The sequence below is a fragment of the Proteus penneri genome (assembly GCF_022369495.1).
In the GTDB taxonomy this organism is placed as follows: Bacteria; Pseudomonadota; Gammaproteobacteria; order Enterobacterales; family Enterobacteriaceae; genus Proteus; species Proteus penneri.
The window spans coordinates 2,896,402-2,912,936 of the sequence record NZ_CP059690.1 but is presented as its reverse complement, the minus strand read 5'-3'; the positions used below and the strand labels follow the sequence as shown (position 1 = coordinate 2,912,936).

The 16,535-nt window shown below is 38.7% G+C and carries 13 protein-coding genes and 1 tRNA gene; 9 read left to right on the top strand and 5 right to left on the bottom strand.

Annotated elements, in window-relative coordinates:
- Positions 1-136 precede the first annotated feature (136 nt).
- The 3 genes from H1225_RS13200 to H1225_RS13190 form a co-directional block, all read right to left on the bottom strand.
- Positions 137-1,003, bottom strand: a complete 867-nt coding sequence (locus H1225_RS13200; RefSeq protein WP_161727474.1) for a YjjW family glycine radical enzyme activase — start codon at positions 1,001-1,003, stop codon at positions 137-139.
- Positions 975-2,516: a YjjI family glycine radical enzyme gene (locus H1225_RS13195; protein ID WP_072064379.1), complete on the bottom strand. Its 1,542-nt coding sequence runs from the start codon at positions 2,514-2,516 to the stop codon at positions 975-977. Before H1225_RS13195 ends, H1225_RS13200 begins: the two co-directional genes overlap by 29 nt.
- Positions 2,517-2,741: 225 nt before the next feature.
- Entirely contained in the window at positions 2,742-3,476 is a 735-nt protein-coding gene (locus tag H1225_RS13190; protein WP_109848048.1) for a YtjB family periplasmic protein, read from the bottom strand.
- Positions 3,477-3,585: 109 nt separating this feature from the next.
- Here H1225_RS13190 and serB point away from each other — a divergent pair, with 109 nt between their 5' ends.
- From serB to H1225_RS13145, 9 genes are all read left to right on the top strand, one after another.
- Complete coding sequence (serB, locus tag H1225_RS13185) at positions 3,586-4,563, top strand: phosphoserine phosphatase (protein WP_109400031.1); 978 nt, start codon at positions 3,586-3,588, stop codon at positions 4,561-4,563.
- 38 nt (positions 4,564-4,601) lie between these two features.
- Positions 4,602-5,993, top strand: a complete 1,392-nt coding sequence (radA, locus tag H1225_RS13180; protein WP_109400030.1) for a DNA repair protein RadA — start codon at positions 4,602-4,604, stop codon at positions 5,991-5,993.
- 11 nt (positions 5,994-6,004) lie between these two features.
- Positions 6,005-7,249, top strand: coding sequence for a multifunctional transcriptional regulator/nicotinamide-nucleotide adenylyltransferase/ribosylnicotinamide kinase NadR (nadR, locus tag H1225_RS13175; protein WP_239739150.1), 1,245 nt, complete (start codon positions 6,005-6,007; stop codon positions 7,247-7,249).
- Positions 7,250-7,621: 372 nt separating this feature from the next.
- Positions 7,622-8,761 (top strand): ElyC/SanA/YdcF family protein, encoded by a 1,140-nt coding sequence (locus tag H1225_RS13170; protein WP_161724170.1) that lies wholly within the window; start codon positions 7,622-7,624, stop codon positions 8,759-8,761.
- Positions 8,762-8,957: 196 nt separating this feature from the next.
- Positions 8,958-10,505 (top strand): alpha/beta hydrolase-fold protein, encoded by a 1,548-nt coding sequence (locus tag H1225_RS13165; protein WP_237585319.1) that lies wholly within the window; start codon positions 8,958-8,960, stop codon positions 10,503-10,505.
- 191 nt (positions 10,506-10,696) lie between these two features.
- The gene (gene phoA / locus H1225_RS13160; RefSeq protein WP_219515808.1) at positions 10,697-12,136 is read left to right on the top strand and encodes an alkaline phosphatase; all 1,440 of its coding nucleotides are present in this window, start codon (positions 10,697-10,699) and stop codon (positions 12,134-12,136) included.
- A gap of 417 nt (positions 12,137-12,553) precedes the next feature.
- Positions 12,554-14,185 carry a Na/Pi cotransporter family protein gene (locus tag H1225_RS13155; RefSeq protein WP_219515810.1) on the top strand — a complete coding sequence of 544 codons (1,632 nt, stop codon included), beginning with the start codon at positions 12,554-12,556 and terminating at the stop codon, positions 14,183-14,185.
- Between the two features lie 2 nt (positions 14,186-14,187).
- Entirely contained in the window at positions 14,188-14,736 is a 549-nt protein-coding gene (locus H1225_RS13150) for a GNAT family N-acetyltransferase (protein ID WP_161729796.1), read from the top strand.
- A 191-nt stretch (positions 14,737-14,927) separates the two neighbouring features.
- Entirely contained in the window at positions 14,928-15,191 is a 264-nt protein-coding gene (locus tag H1225_RS13145) for a DUF1435 family protein (protein ID WP_072064369.1), read from the top strand.
- Positions 15,192-15,255: 64 nt separating this feature from the next.
- Here the strand turns inward: H1225_RS13145 and H1225_RS13140 are convergent.
- Positions 15,256-15,342: transfer RNA gene (locus H1225_RS13140), tRNA-Leu, on the bottom strand.
- 113 nt (positions 15,343-15,455) lie between these two features.
- Positions 15,456-16,472 carry a 16S rRNA (guanine(1207)-N(2))-methyltransferase RsmC gene (gene rsmC / locus H1225_RS13135; RefSeq protein WP_161769535.1) on the bottom strand — a complete coding sequence of 339 codons (1,017 nt, stop codon included), beginning with the start codon at positions 16,470-16,472 and terminating at the stop codon, positions 15,456-15,458.
- Between the last annotated feature and the right edge of the window lie 63 nt (positions 16,473-16,535).

The window sequence follows — 16,535 nt, the reverse complement described above, 5'->3', positions numbered from 1 at the left end:
ATATATTGGCAGGTTTTTTTGAAGACTAATTTGATATTCTTTTTATGTCAATATAAATGGATTTTATTTTAAAATACATTGCTAATTATGTTTATTATAATTATTAGTTGTTATTTTAATTTTTTATTTATTTTGATTATGAATATATATTTGTTGTTTTAATATTGAAAATGCCTCTTTTATTTAATTCTTTTTTAAATAAATCAATGTGTTGTTTTTGTGCTATTCTCCAATTACTCGCTTCACCATATACTCCATGCTGATGAAAAGCATTGATTCTAATTAATATGGATTCACCAAGGGAATTAATAAACTGAGAAAGTAATCCAATATTCTCTAAATAATCTGTTTTTTCTGGAATATATAAAAGGCGTAATTCTGTAAGTAAATTATTATTCGCGAGCCATTTAATTGATTCTTTAATACGTTGATTACCTCGACCGGTTAAATAAATATGTGATTCTTCATGCCAACTTTTTAAATCGATCATAGCACCATCCATATAGGGGGCAATTTTCTGCCAACCATTAATTGATAATGTGCCATTACTATCAATTAAACAGGAGAGGTGTTTCAGATCGGGTGCTTCTTTGATTGCTTTAAAATAATCAATCAAAAAAGGCAGTTGTAACGTAGATTCACCACCACTGATGGTGACACCATTAATAAATGCTGCATATTTGCGTGTAAGAGCCATTAGTTCATCAACAGTATAGGTTAATGTCATTGGGCTTGATTGTCGTGGGCATTGTTGAATACAGGTATCACACTGTTCACAGCTTGTACTATTCCAATTTATCTTACCATTTTGTAATGAAAGCGCTTGCTGTGGGCAAGTCGCAATGCAGTCACCGCAACTGTCACAGATCCCCATAGTGTAGGGATTGTGACAATTTTTACACCGCAAATTACACCCTTGCAGGAAGATGGCCAGACGATTTCCTGGCCCATCTACACAAGAGAAGGGGAGTATCTTATTTATCGAAACGCATCTGCTGTTCATAACTGATAACTCGAGGTTTACGTTCAGCGATATGACAGTTTGCTGTGGCTTCATCACCTAACCAAGTGGTATTAAGGCGAGAGCCTTCTTCTTTGTATTTTTTTAAATCAGATAAACGCACCATATAACCAGTAACACGCACTAAATCATTACCCCCCACGTTGGCAGTAAATTCTCTTAATCCGGAGGAAAATGCCCCTAAGCAGAGTTGCATTAACGCATCAGGATTTTGTTTGATGGTTTCATCAACGGTTAAAATATCGCTGATCCCTGAGGTATAAAATTGATGGTGAGGAGCAACCGTCATTAAATGGGTAACAGGGTCTGGCTCTTTACCATAAGGAATGCGAGTCGCAGGAGTTGTGCCAATATCAGAACTAATACCTGATTGTGCATGTAACATGGCTCGATGCTTCCAACCATATTTAACAGGTGTATCAGCGACAAATTGTGCCAGTTTTTCGCTGATCATATAGCTAAGTTTGTTGGCGGATTCATTATCACCATAAGCCGCTTGCTTGCCTTCTTTTTCAAGTAGAAGTGCTACGGCTTCTGCCATGCCATAAATACCAAACATTGGCGCGAAACGATTAGGTGAGATCAAACCTTCTTCTACTAAGAAACTTTGTTGAAAGAAGTTCGATTTTTCATAGAGATATTCACAACGTACATCAATAATCTCTATCTGTTTCTGCATATAAAATGGCAAAACATGAGTTAGAAAATCTTGGCTATCTTGGCTACGTTTAGCGACTTCTTTAAGGTTAATCCGTACTAAAGTGCTACCGCCACCACTTTGCGGCAGAGAGTTATAACAACTGACAATTCCGTATTCATCTTTTCCAAATACCGCATCTTGCAAAATACCGTTAGCAATATGAGGTTTACTGCTGTGGCAAATATTGGTGATGGCTTGGTGAAGAAGGTCTGTTGGTGTTGAATTCGCATCATAAATAAAGGTGAGATTAGGTGCGACTTGCTGAAGTTCAACATCCACTTTAAGAATTAAACGTGTAAGAACAGAGTCTTCAGGGCCAATATTGGCGTGCATAAAAGCATCGGGTAGTGTTCTATCGAGATAACGCCAGAAGCGTTTTAATTTAGGGTAAAGCTGCTCTTCGGTTAGCTCGCCGACATAAGGCAGTAAAATTTTATCAATACGCCCTAAATAAACAGGCATAGAGGTTACAGAAGGAACATGGTGATAAAGGATAGTCAGCATGTTTAAGGCGTCGTCAAAATCTTGCGCAGGTTCGAGTTCTAAATAGCGAGATCCCTGTGCTAAAAACTTCGCGTAATCAGGCAGGACATAACGTGGTTTATAAGGGGCATGACCTTCATACATATCACAGATAACCCGTTCATTAAGCGCTTTAGCTGCATCTTCAGGTAGAGACGGATAAGGCAACATATTCTCAGCTTCTAACGCCAGAAAATGACGTTTTTGTTCCGGGGAAAGGGTTGGGTTTTCTACGATTTGTCGACAACGTTGGATAACAGATTGTTCAGTCATAACCACCTCAGTACTCAAAGAGCCAGAAAAAGATTTAAAACTTATCTTTTTAGGTTAATGACTTGGTCAGAATTTACCGTGACTTTAAACAAAACCCCCTTAAAGATTAAGGAAATAGCACAAAAATACGCATAAATTAGATATATCTAAATAAGTAAATAGAAAAAAGTGAGCTTAGTTAATTATTCACTAAACTCACTGAATAGTTTGCTAAAAAATAAGAATTTATATTTTATCTATTTTATTGTCAGTGTCGTTATTTTCCTCTTTGACACCCTCTTTTAATTCATTTTCTTCATCATTTTCATCCACGCTTTCTTTATCTTCCCCTTTTTCAGTACGAGGCGGTAAATTAGCTGTTAATAAATAAGGAGACTGTTGCCAATGAACGGGAGTTAGCTGAAGAAGGTTATGAGAAAGCAAAAAGCCAATCGCAAGTGCAACTAATAGCATGACTCGCAATAAATTAGTGGTGTTATCGACTTGGCTTGATTCAGTGATCAACTGGTGAGTATCTAATGTCAGCCTTAAAAATCCCTTCGGTTTATCTTTACCCGGTACAGGAACAACAAGTTGGTGATTAAAAGAACCGCCACTCTTCTGTCCTTCTAGTGCTAATCGTTCTTTAACAGTGACATTTTCACCACTATGCGCTATTTGTGTTCCATCTTCTAAATAAAGGCTGGCATCAAGTACCCGACTATTGTGAGTGAGATGATTTAAATTAGCCATAATGAGGGGATTTACGTTATCTTTGCTACTGTCATCCAAATAAGTGGATAAAGAGAACGCAACTTGTTCTGCCAGCGTTTTTGCAAGCTCTTCAAACTGAGTAATACGGGCGTGTTGATTAGCACGGCTAAAATAAGACGCGCCTTGCATAAGAAATGCCAATAGTGCGATACAAATCAGTATAATCGCCGTTTTTTGTAGTTTGAATTTTAGTTTGTCTTTAAGCATGTTCATCCTTTTGCGTAAGCAAGTATGTGCATGTTGCCAGATGAGTCAGAGATAGAATAGGCTGAATAACGATTATTTTGTTCAGACAGGGGAAAACAGGAGAATAAGTATGTCAAATAGTCTGACCTATTGCTATTTACCGGATGAAATCCGTAAATGGCCAGGTCTGCCACTATCACTCAGTGGTGAAGAAGTCATGCCACTGGATTATCGTGCTGGCGATAGTGGGTGGTTACTTTATGGACGAGAACTCGATAAAAAAAGAATTAGCGAGTTTCAACATAAATTAGGCGTGGCAATTGTGGTGGTTTCTTCATGGCGTATTGATGATTACCAAGTGGTACGTATTGCCGGCAGCCTAACCCGTAGAATTCGCCGTTTATCTGATGAATGTGGTCTGGATGTCGTTCCACTAGGTGAAATCCCTCGCTTGCGTTCTCCTGGACTTTTAGTGATGGATATGGATTCAACGGCTATTCAAATTGAGTGTATTGATGAAATCGCCAAACTTGCAGGAGTGGGTGATAAAGTTGCGGCAATAACAGAACGCGCTATGCAAGGTGAAATGGATTTTAGTGAAAGCTTAAAACTCCGTGTTGCTGAACTGAAAGGTGCTGATGCTTCTATCTTGCAAAAAGTAATGGATGATTTACCTCTTATGCCGGGGTTAACGAGCTTAGTGCGTAAACTTCAAGCGATGGACTGGCATATTGCTATTGCATCGGGTGGCTTTACGTATTTCGCCGATAATTTAAAACAAAAATTACGCTTAGTGGCTGCTGTTGCTAATCATCTTGAAATTAAAGATGGCAAACTGACAGGTAAAGTCAAAGGCACGATTGTTGATGCAAAATATAAAGCACAAGTGCTTGCGCGTTTAGCGAAAGATTTAGAGATCCCAATAGAGCAGACAATTGCCATTGGTGATGGTGCAAACGATCTTAAAATGCTGAGAAAAGCGGGGCTTGGCATTGCATATCATGCAAAACCGAAAGTGTATGCTCAAGCAAAAGTCGCTATTCGTCATGCTGATTTAATGGGTGTAATGTGTATTTTAAGTGGTGGTTTAAAACACGAAGAGCGCTAAGTGCGTTTTTCTAAAATCGTTATTGTTGGGAGAAAAGTGTGGCAAAAGCAGCAAAAAGAGCCTTTGTATGTAATGAATGTGGTGCAGATTATCCTCGTTGGCAAGGGCAATGCTCGGCTTGCCATGCGTGGAATACAATTACAGAAGTGCGCCTTGCCGCAACCTCTTCTTCCCGTAACGAGCGTTTCAGTGGCTTTGCGGGTGATGCAAAAGGTGCTAGCCGTGTTCAAAAGCTATCGGAAATTAGCCTTGAAGCATTACCCCGATTCTCAACAGGATTTAAAGAGTTTGACCGTGTATTAGGTGGTGGCGTTGTTCCCGGAAGTGCTATTTTAATCGGGGGAAGTCCCGGCGCAGGTAAGAGTACTTTATTACTACAGACTATGTGCCGTTTAGCTACTGAAATGAAAACGTTGTATGTCACGGGTGAAGAGTCGCTACAACAAGTTGCTATGCGCGCTCATCGATTAGGTTTACCGACAGCAGAACTGAATATGTTGTCAGAAACCAGCATTGAGCAAATCTGTTTAATTGCGTCACAAGAAAAGCCTAAATTGATGGTGATTGACTCTATTCAAGTGATGCATATGGCGGATATTCAATCATCACCGGGCAGTGTTGCTCAAGTGCGTGAAACGGCTGCTTATTTAACTCGTTTCGCTAAAACCAATGATGTTGCCATTATTATGGTAGGCCATGTGACAAAAGATGGCACATTGGCAGGGCCTAAAGTACTGGAACACTGTATTGACTGTTCTGTTATGTTGGATGGTGAGACAGACTCCCGTTTCCGTACTTTACGTAGTCATAAAAACCGTTTTGGTGCCGTTAACGAATTAGGTGTTTTTGCCATGACGGAGCAAGGATTACGAGAAGTGAGTAATCCTTCTGCTATCTTTTTAAGCCGAGGAGATGAAATCACATCAGGCAGTTCTGTGATGGTGGTATGGGAAGGAACAAGGCCTTTGCTGGTGGAGATACAAGCCTTAGTTGATCACTCAATGCTATCAAATCCACGTCGTGTGGCTGTGGGATTAGAGCAAAATCGTCTTGCTATTCTACTTGCCGTTTTACACCGTCATGGCGGATTGCAAATGTCTGATCAAGACGTTTTTGTCAATGTGGTGGGAGGGGTTAAAGTCACAGAAACCAGTGCTGATTTAGCCTTGTTATTATCATTAGTATCAAGTTTTCGTAATCGTCCTTTACCGCGTGATTTAGTGATATTTGGTGAAGTTGGCCTTGCAGGAGAAATTCGGCCTGTACCGAGTGGACAAGAGCGTATTGCAGAAGCTGCAAAACATGGATTTAAACGGGCGATTGTACCGAGTGCGAATATGCCGAAAAAAAATCCTCCTGATATGAAAGTGTATGGTGTGAAGAAGCTGTCAGATGCATTATCTGTTCTTGATGATTTAGAAGATTTCTAAAGGAGCTAATTATGGGACCTTTTGATTATATCAAACAGGCTATCAGAAAAAATGGATATACATTACAACAAGTTGCTGATGAAAGTGATATGACGAAAGGCTATCTTAGCCAATTGATTAATAATAAAATCAAGAGCCCCAGTGCGCAAAAAATGTCAGCGTTACACCAATTCTTAGGGTTAGAATACCCAGTGAAAAAGAAAACCATCGGTGTGATTTTCGGCAAATTTTATCCACTCCATACAGGGCATATTTATTTAATTCAACGCGCTTGTAGTCAAGTGGATGAATTACATGTCATTTTGTGTCATGACGAGCCTCGTGATAAAAACTTATTTATCAATAGTGCGATGTCACAACAACCGACAGTCAGTGACAGATTACGTTGGTTATTACAAACCTTTAAATATCAAAAAAATATTCGTATTCATGAGTTTGATGAGCACGGTATTGAACCACAACCCCATGGTTGGGAAATGTGGAGTGAAGGGATCAAAGCGTTTTTGCACGAAAAGCAGATAACCCCTGATTTTATCTATACCAGTGAACGAGAAGATTCAGAACAATATAATTCTTTCTTGGGTATTGAAACGGTATTGATTGATCCTGAACGTTCCTTTATGAATATTAGTGGTAGCCAAATCCGCCAAGCACCTTTTAAATATTGGGAATATATTCCAACAGAAGTTAAACCCTTCTTTGTGCGTACCGTGGCTATTTTAGGCGGTGAATCTAGCGGTAAATCAACACTAGTCAATAAGCTTGCCAATATCTTCAATACAACCAGTGCATGGGAGTATGGTCGCGATTATGTTTTCTCTCATTTAGGTGGAGACGAGATGGCATTACAATATTCGGACTACGATAAAATCGCATTAGGACATGCTCAATATATTGATTTTGCTGTTAAATATGCCAATAAAGTGGCTTTTGTTGATACGGACTTTGTCACAACGCAGGCATTTTGTTTACGTTATGAAGGTAAAGAGCACCCCTTTGTTCAAGCTTTGATTGATGAATACCGTTTTGATTTAGTTATCTTGCTAGAAAATAACACGCCATGGGTAGCTGATGGTTTGCGTAGTTTAGGCAGTGATAAAGATCGTCGTCGTTTCCAAACTTTACTGATGGAAATGTTAGATAAAAACAATATTGAGTATATTAAAGTTAACTCACCTGATTATGACGAGCGCTTCTTAAGTTGCGTCGAATTAGTCAGAGAATTATTAATGATGCAATCAAAACATATTGAGTAACGTTATAATTAAAAACGCCATTAGTGGCGTTTTTACATTAAAGAATTAACACAAATGCAAGCTTCTCACTTTCTATTAAAGAATAAAGCATTTTTATTCTTTATCACTGATGAGCTATCAGAACAAAATTACTTACTAAAAGATAAAAATACATAAAGAAATCTGTCAAATAAGCTATTTACCTAATAATGCTATTATTTTTCAATAAGGTGAGAAAGGTTACTGAAAATTAATGCGGAGATCTTTATTATAAATATTAGGTATAGATTTATCGGTGTGTATTTCTTTTACCATTAGGTGTGAGGAGTCACACTCTCTATCTTCATTCGCTCAGGTGAAGAAGCTGACTATTTTTCGTAAAAGGACAAGATAATGGCGCAACCTTCCCGTGTTTCACATCGTATTAAGAAAACGGTCATTTCGTTAGCGATTGCTGCTTTAGGTTTTACCGTTTCATCAACTGCATTGTCTTACCAAAAAGTGCATCAGCCAGATAATAGTTATCAGCAATATGTTTCTCAGCGTCAAACTGTTGATAGCTTGATCCAAGATGCGTTAGATGCCTTTAAATCTCCGGCACGAGTGTCAGATGCAGGGTTTACGGGGAAATTGCCATCCAATATGGAAATTGTGGCGCAAAAACTGCAACAAGCTTATAAATTAGAACCTTACCGCCTCGATTTATTATTTAGCACCGCGAGTGCTTATATCTATAACAATGATGTTCCTCGCGCGATTACTATTTATAAACAAATTTTAGAAGCCGCTCCTGATGATATTGATGCGCTAATTTATGTCACTTCATGGACTCGTTTTGAAGGAAAAGACAAAGAAAGTGAAGCGTATTTCAATAAATTGAAATCATTAAATCCAGCTAAAGCTGAAGAGATTAATCGCTTTTTCGCAGAGATTGACCGCGTCAGTAAAATGCCTTTAAGTGATAAATTGACACCGGTAGATTTGGCAAAACTAAATAAAACCAAAGATAACAACGCGATTGTGACATTGGGTTATGCCTTAAATCCCGATGGCACAATGAATAAGATTTTAATTGAACGCTTAAATAAAACCTTAGAAGTGGCTAAACAATTACCTGATGCCATGATTGTCGTTACGGGAGGTGTGCCGAAAGCACATCAAACGGAAGGTAAATTAATGGCGGATTGGTTGGTGAAAAACGGTATTGCACCGGAACGTATTTTCCAAGAAAACTACGCACGTACAACTGTCGAAAATGCGTTATTTAGCCGTTATGCTTTAACCAAACATCGTATTAAAACAGCAGTGATTATTAGCTCTGGTAGTCATGTTCGTCGTGCTGATGCGATTTTCACTATCGCGAGTTGGCAAAGTGGCCCAAGTGATATCTCTTACCTAACAGTTGTCGCACCTGATAAGCCATTAGCGGAATTACAAAAAGCCAGTAAATCAGATATACAAGGTATTTATCGTGATGGCTTAAAAGCGTTAGGATTATGGAGTTTTCGTAGTTATCCATTAGAAGAGCGTTGATTTAATATTGCATTATAAAAAAGCTCAAATAATTTATTTGAGCTTTTTTATTTGATGCGAAAAATAGTTTTGATGATATGTAGCAATTTTACCTTTTTACTTATTGTAATGATAACAATTATCATTACTATTGTTTCTCACAATAGTTCATAACGAGAATAATATAGTGAGAATTCCTTTGATGATATGTGCACTAATGGCATCCTTTCCTAGTTTTGCTAATTGTTTATCTGTAACAGAAGGTAATGAAATAACAGGCCAGTTTGATAACAATACGGTGTGTTTTGCTACTCATTTAGAGCACGAACGTTATGTTGAATTAAACGTAAAAGGCATACAAAATCTACGGTTAGAGACACAAGATGGTACTCATATTCGTAGCTTATTGAAAGATGTTCCCGCTGATGGACAACAAAAAATCCGTTTTTTATTGCCTAAAACGTCTAGTTATCAATTGGTTGGACAAGGTGAGAAGGGGAAGTCATGGCAACTCATGCTAACAACACAACCTTATCAACCTTTAGATAAAGATGCCGGTATTGCACTAACTAGCCCTCGTTTACAAACGCTCGCTAAACAACTTGATCAAAAAAATATTCAGGCGTTTTGGCAACAAATACGTCAGGAAGGGACTCCTCTGATTGAGCCTTATGATAGTGGTAAAAAGCGAGTCACTTTTCTATGGCAAGGCGCCAAAAAGAATGTTTATTTATTGGGATCACCCGATGGTAATCATGATCCGTTAACACGTTTAGCCAATAGTGATATTTGGTATCGTAGTTATATCGTGCCTAACGACACATTAATGCAATATAAATTAGCGCCTGATGTACCTGTTATTGAAAATTCAGCGCCTTTTGAGCAACGTCGCGCGATTTTAACCACGGCACAAGCTGATCCATTTAATTCCCAAAATTCACCAAGTCAATCTGAGGATATCTATAATCACTTTTCTTTATTGTCGCTAGGCAGTAAGCGTGAATGCCAGTTGCCTGATATTCTTGATAGAACCATGAAGGGTAAGACAGAGATTGTTCGCTTTCACAGTGAGATCTTAAATAATGATCGTGAAATAGCACTTTACCGGCCAGCCCAAAAAATGGAAACACCACGGATCCTCGTATTATTTGATGGTCAAATTTATCGTCGCCAATATGGTATTGATAAGTTTTTTGATAAACAGATAGAGGAAGGGAAATTGGCACCGATGATGATCCTATTTGTTGATAGTATTGATAGCGATCGCCGTAGTGTTGAATTACCACCAAATCCTGATTTTTACCGTTTCTTGGCAGATGAATTATTTGTTTGGCTAGAAAAAGAGAAAGGTATTCACATATCAGCAGAAGAAACGATTGTATCAGGCTCAAGTTATGGTGGATTAGCGTCTTCATGGGTTGCATTTAATCGCCCAGATCGCTTTGGTAAAGTACTGAGTATGTCCGGATCTTATTGGTGGGCACCTGAAAATGAAGAGCCTGAATGGCTTATTCGACAATTTGAGCAAGCAGATAAAAAGCCATTACAGTTTTTCTTAGAAGCAGGGCTATTTGAAAGTCGTGGTGATAAAGGCGGGATTTTAAATAATAATCGCCACTTGAAACAGGTTTTAGAGCAAAAAGGCTATCCTGTTCAATCACTCGAAATGGCCAGTGGGCATGATTATATTTCTTGGTGTGAAACCCTGTATTTAGGGGCAAAAGCATTAACTCAAGAGAATGACGAGTTTAAGATCACGCCTTAACAATATGTTTTAATATAACAAAAGCTTATACACGTATTCGCAGTATAAGCTTTTTGTTTGTCATCAAGGTGTCATAAAGTTGTCATCGAAATCGCTTTTACCCTTCATTTCTCTGTCATTTAACTGCCGTAAGCTTTTCCTGACTTAAAACATTAACCCTGTTTTTTACTTTAGAGTGCAAGGAAAAAGCTATGTCTCATCGTTACCAACGTTCTATTTTATCCGTTATTGTCACAACGCTATTGGCTGGTGCGAGTTTCTCTTCTTTTGCAGCTCCCGTTGCTGCCGATGCAATTTTGGCACAAGATCGCGCAGCAAAAGGTAATATCACGGAATTTGGCGGTGCTCGCCGTATGACTCAAGATCAAACTGAGGCATTAAAAGCAGCTTTAAATAATAACCAAGCGAAAAATGTGATCCTCTTTATTGGTGATGGTATGGGGGATTCTGAAATCACTGTTGCACGTAACTACGCTGAAGGTGCAGGTGGCTTTTTTAAAGGTATCGATGCGTTACCGATAACGGGTCAATACACACACTATTCATTAGATAGAAAAACACAAAAACCTAACTATGTAACAGATTCGGCAGCCTCAGCAACAGCATGGGCTTCTGGTGTGAAAACTTATAATGGTGCATTAGGGATTGATGTATTTGGTAAGGATCACCAAACTATTTTGGAATTAGCAAAAGCCAACGGAAAGGCAACAGGGAACGTGACTACATCTGAAATTCAAGATGCGACACCTGCCGCACTGTTTTCTCATGTCACTGGACGTAAATGCTATGGTCCAGTTGAAACCTTAGAAAAATGCTCAACTAATGCATTAGAAAATGGCGGCAAAGGTTCTATCTCTGAGCAACTATTAGTGACTCGTGCAGACGTTACATTAGGGGGCGGTGCAAAAAGTTTTGCTCAAACTGCCGCAGCGGGAGAATACAAAGGTAAAACGTTAGAGCAACAAGCTATCGAGCGTGGTTATCAAATCGTCAAAGATGCAAAATCATTAGATGCAATTACTTTGGCAAATCAGGATAAGCCGGTATTAGGTTTATTCCATGAAGGTAATATGGCTGTGGCGTGGGAAGGACCAAAAGCCACGTATCATGGTAATTTGAATAATCCACCATTAGAGTGCAAACCTAACTCTAAACTCGATCCAAATGCGCCAACACTGGCACAAATGACTAAAAAAGCGATCGATTTACTGAAAACTAATGAAAATGGTTTCTTCTTACAAGTCGAAAGTGCTTCTATTGATAAGCAAGATCATAATGCTAATCCTTGCGGACAAATCGGTGAAACTATTGCGTTAGATGAAGCAGTACAAATCGGTTTAGATTTCGCTAAACAAAACGGCGACACTTTGATTATTGTTACCGCTGACCATGCGCATTCAAGTCAGATTATTGAAGCTGATGTGAAATCAAGTGGCTTAACACAAGCACTTATCACTAAAGATGGTGCGGTTATGGTGGTGAATTACGGTAACTCAGAAGAAGGATCTCAAGAGCATACTGGTGCGCAATTACGTGTTGCTGCTTATGGCCCGCATGCTGCAAATGTGGTTGGGTTAACTGACCAAACAGACTTGTTCTTCACAATGCGTGATGCAATGGGTCTGAAGTAAATTCCAGTTGAATTTATAGTCTGTCTGAACTTGTAGTCGAATTGCCTTACTAAATTGTTGTATTTTCGCGCGACTTAGAGAGATACCCTCTGGTCGCGTTTTTTTATTAAAAATTGAGCCTATTTAAAATAAAATGATAATAAATCAATAGGTTATTTATAGGCTGATTTTGAAAGTGACACATTTTCTGTTATAATTAACAGAATTCACAAATTAATCTATGTAATATTCTCAATTTCTCCATTGATTATTGCACTTAAGTTGCAATATCTTTTAGCCTAGTCACCTTATGTGTTATTAAGGCATTACCAATAAAAATCTTTTCTCAGATGTATCTGCTCATGGTCTTTCTCTTTTTATGAGATTGAAGGAGAACAGAGTCAAACAAACAACGATAAAAATAAGGTTATTATTTCTATGCTGACACTGCTTCATTTACTCTCATCAGTCGCGCTTCTTGTCTGGGGAACACATATTGTTCGTACAGGCATTATGCGCGTCTTTGGCTCTGATTTACGCCGAATTTTAGGTAAAAGTATTAATAAAAAATCCAACGCTTTCCTTGCAGGTGTTGGGGTAACAGCATTAGTCCAAAGCAGTAATGCGACGGCACTTTTGGTTATCTCTTTTGTGACGCAAGGACTTATTTCGATTACACCTGCACTTGTTATTATGTTAGGTGCGGATGTAGGTACAGCACTTATGGCACGAGTGCTGACGTTTGATCTCTCTTGGTTATCTCCACTTCTTATTCTTGTCGGGGTGATTACTTTTTTAAGCCGTAAAAAAGAGCGCGTCGGGCAACTTGGGCGAGTGGGAATTGGCCTTGGCTTAATTATTTTAGCTTTGCAATTGATAGTCACCTCAGCAGAGCCAATCACTCATGCCAGTGCGGTAAAAGCTATCTTTACATCATTAAGTGGAGACACTGTTTTAGCTCTCTTAGTGGGCGCTCTGTTTGCCATGGTGAGTTATTCAAGCCTTGCGGCTGTGTTATTGACCGCGACATTGAGCGCAACTGGGCTAATGCCTTTGTATATCAGCTTATGCATTGTGATTGGCTCTAATATTGGCAGTGGCTTACTTGCGTTAATGAGTAGTCGGGGACAAAATATTGTTTCACGCCAAGTCGTATTAGGAAGCCTCTTCTTTAAATTAATTGGTGCATTATTGGTTTTACCTTGGATAACCATCATTGCAAATAAAATCCAGCAATATGGATTTTCATCGGCTGAAGTCGTTATCTATTTTCATGTTATTTATAACCTTGCACGCTGTGTATTGATGATCCCTTTTGTCGGCATAATGGCAAAATTATGTCAGCGACTTATTCCGGAATTACCAGCCACAGGATCGGAAGTTGCGCCTCGTTATTTGGATCAATCTGCTATTGATACTCCATCTTTAGCTATCGCTAATGCGGTGAGAGAATCACTACGATTAGGTGATGTTGTAGAACAAATGTTGCAACGTTTTACTGCATTAATGGAAGGTGATCGTCAGCAGAAAAGGGAAATTAGTCAGTTAGAAGAAGAGGTGGAGTTGCTCCATAGCAGCATTAAATTGTACATGGCGCAAATTCAACAGCATGATCTAGGTACGGAAGATTCCCGACGTTGGGCTGAAATTATTGATACAGCGATGAATTTACAACAATCATCCGCTATCATTGCGCGTATGTCGGCTGAAGTGGTGAGTAAAGGTTTAAATCATCACTTATTTTTATCGGAGGAAGGACGTCGTGAATTACAGACACTCCTTGAGCGTCTGCAAAGTAATCTGAATCTGGCGATGTCGGTATTTGTTTCCGGCAACATGGAACATGCTCGTAAGTTACGTCGAGCAAAACATCGTTTCCGTTTACTCAACCAACGTTACTCGTTTGCACATGTAGAACGTCTTCATTTGCATAATATGCAAAGCATTGAAACCAGTTCTTTGCATACCAGTTTGCTTGGTGATATGAAACGGTTGAATTCCTTATTCTGTGCGGTGGCTTACCACGCATTAGAAAAAAGTGAATCATCATCAGAACAGGTTAATCATTAATAATGAAAAATAATATTCGTCAATTAACAAGAAATGAAATTCCGCAAGTATGGGAAATTGATAGAACGGAGCTTATTGAAAAGCTATATGTATTGAAAGAAGGAAAGTTGCTTTTATCAAAGCAGCGCTTTGATATGAAAGGTTGGCCAGAAGGTGAGGCAGAACATTACACCCCAGTTTTACTTGAAAGCTTTGATCGAGGAGCGCCTTTTTGGGGTGTTTTTGAACATGATCGATTGGTCGCAGCGGCAAGTGTTGATCCGAAAAAGCGCGGTAAAAATGGTAGTCTGCTTCAACTCTCTTTTTTACATGTCAGCCACCCGCAACGTGGGCAAGGCTTAGCGCGAATATTATTTGATTATTGTGTGGAATATGCGAAGGAAAACGGTGCGGATGGATTATATATTTCATCAACACCTTCTGAAAACAGTGTGAATTTTTATCAGCATTTAGGGTGTCGTTTAATTGATATTCCTGATCCTGAACTTTATGAAAGAGAGCCAGAAGATATTCATATGGTCTTTTATTTTATAAAGCCAAATAACGCTTAATTTCGTTTATTAATAATATTATAAAATCAAACGCCTTTTCGTGAGAATGAGAAGGCGTTTTTTATGTTTTAGAAAATGCTTTAACCTTTTAAAAAATAAGGATATAGAGCGTTTTTTTTCTTTATATAAGTTGATTTAGTATTGGTGCTGTATATAATAATGAAAATCATTATCATTAATGGTGAGTTATTATGGCTAAATTAACACGTTTATCTTCAGTCGCTTCTTGGACATCTCGTATCAGTTTATGGGAAATGTTAGCGGTTTCTTCTTTGCTTACCGTCATTATGCACTCGATTGCTGGAACATCTGCATTTACGTTAGTTTTAGTTGTTTCAATGCTGCTATCAACATTGATGTTATTCCATAAGAAATTGCAGATGTGGGTGATGATCCCGGCTGGTGTTGTGTTGACTTATAGCTTAATGACACTGTTAGTCACATATTCTGGATAATGAATAGAGAGCAATAAAGGATTATTAACTGGGGGTTATCAAAGGAAAAGAAAGGTTAATTGAGTGGTGCGAAGAGGGGGACTTGAACCCCCACGTCCGTAAGAACACTAACACCTGAAGCTAGCGCGTCTACCAATTCCGCCATCCTCGCAGTCAGACAGAACGCGAATTCTATGCCAATTATTTTTGGCGTCAATTATTTTTTATCAATAAATATCTTGGTGATGAAAAATAAAACCCTGTCATAAATAACAGGGCTTGTGATTAGCCTTTCTTGGTGGCTTGGTAAACTTTGAATTTACCTGTTGATGCAAGCACTTCATGAGAGCCAAATACATGATCCAGGATATCTGGATAAGGGATAAACGAATTCGCTACAATGCGTAATTTACCGCCTTTTTTCAGATAATTTGGTGCAAGGCGAATAATATCTTCAGCAGCAGTATAGCTTGTACCTAAACCATCATGGAAAGGCGGGTTTGAGATTATCCAATCATAAGTTTCTTCAACGGCAGAATAGACATTACTTGCAATCACTCGGCCTTCTAATTCATTCACATTTAATGTCGCAATACTGGAAGAAATTGCCGCTGCATTTACATCACACAAGGTGAGTTTCAACATTGGGTTTTTCTTGCCTAAAACTGTAGCAAGAACGCCACAACCACATGCCATATCCAGTAAATCGCCAACCATTGCATCATCAAAAGTTGAAAGTAATAAACGGCTACCTTCATCTAATGCATTTTGGCTAAAGACACCCGGTAATGCCATTACGGTTAAGTCGTCATGGCGATAGGTTTGCCACCAGTTATTACGGTCAAACAGTGTTTGATATGTTTGAGTACCAAAAAATAAGCTACAACGGCGTGCAGAATCTATTTTTTTAAGTTTAGCGATACCGTTCATTAATTCAGTGGCACTTTTAACACCGCTACGGTTTTCACCGACGATAAAAATTTCAGTACCCACTTGTAAGTTAGAGCAAAGGCTACGCAGTTGGAAAGTGGCTTCGTTTTTATTTTTAGGCCAAAAATAGATCAAGGTATTGCAATATTTCACAAAGGATTGATCTGCAACTAAACCGAAGAGTGCATTATCCCCCATTGATTTTAGTAATGGTAGCCACTGGTGATATTGGTTGGTATATGCTCTGACACTTTTTGCCTGAATTTGCGCCGCAAAAGTATCTTGAAGATCACCTGCAATAAGTACATGCCTGTCTGCGAAATGATCTAGGTGACGAAGAATAACTTCGCTAGCAGGGGACAGTGAGGACATTATGATTATTACTCCTTAAAAAACATGAGACGCATGATATCAGATATAAAGAAACCGACGCTA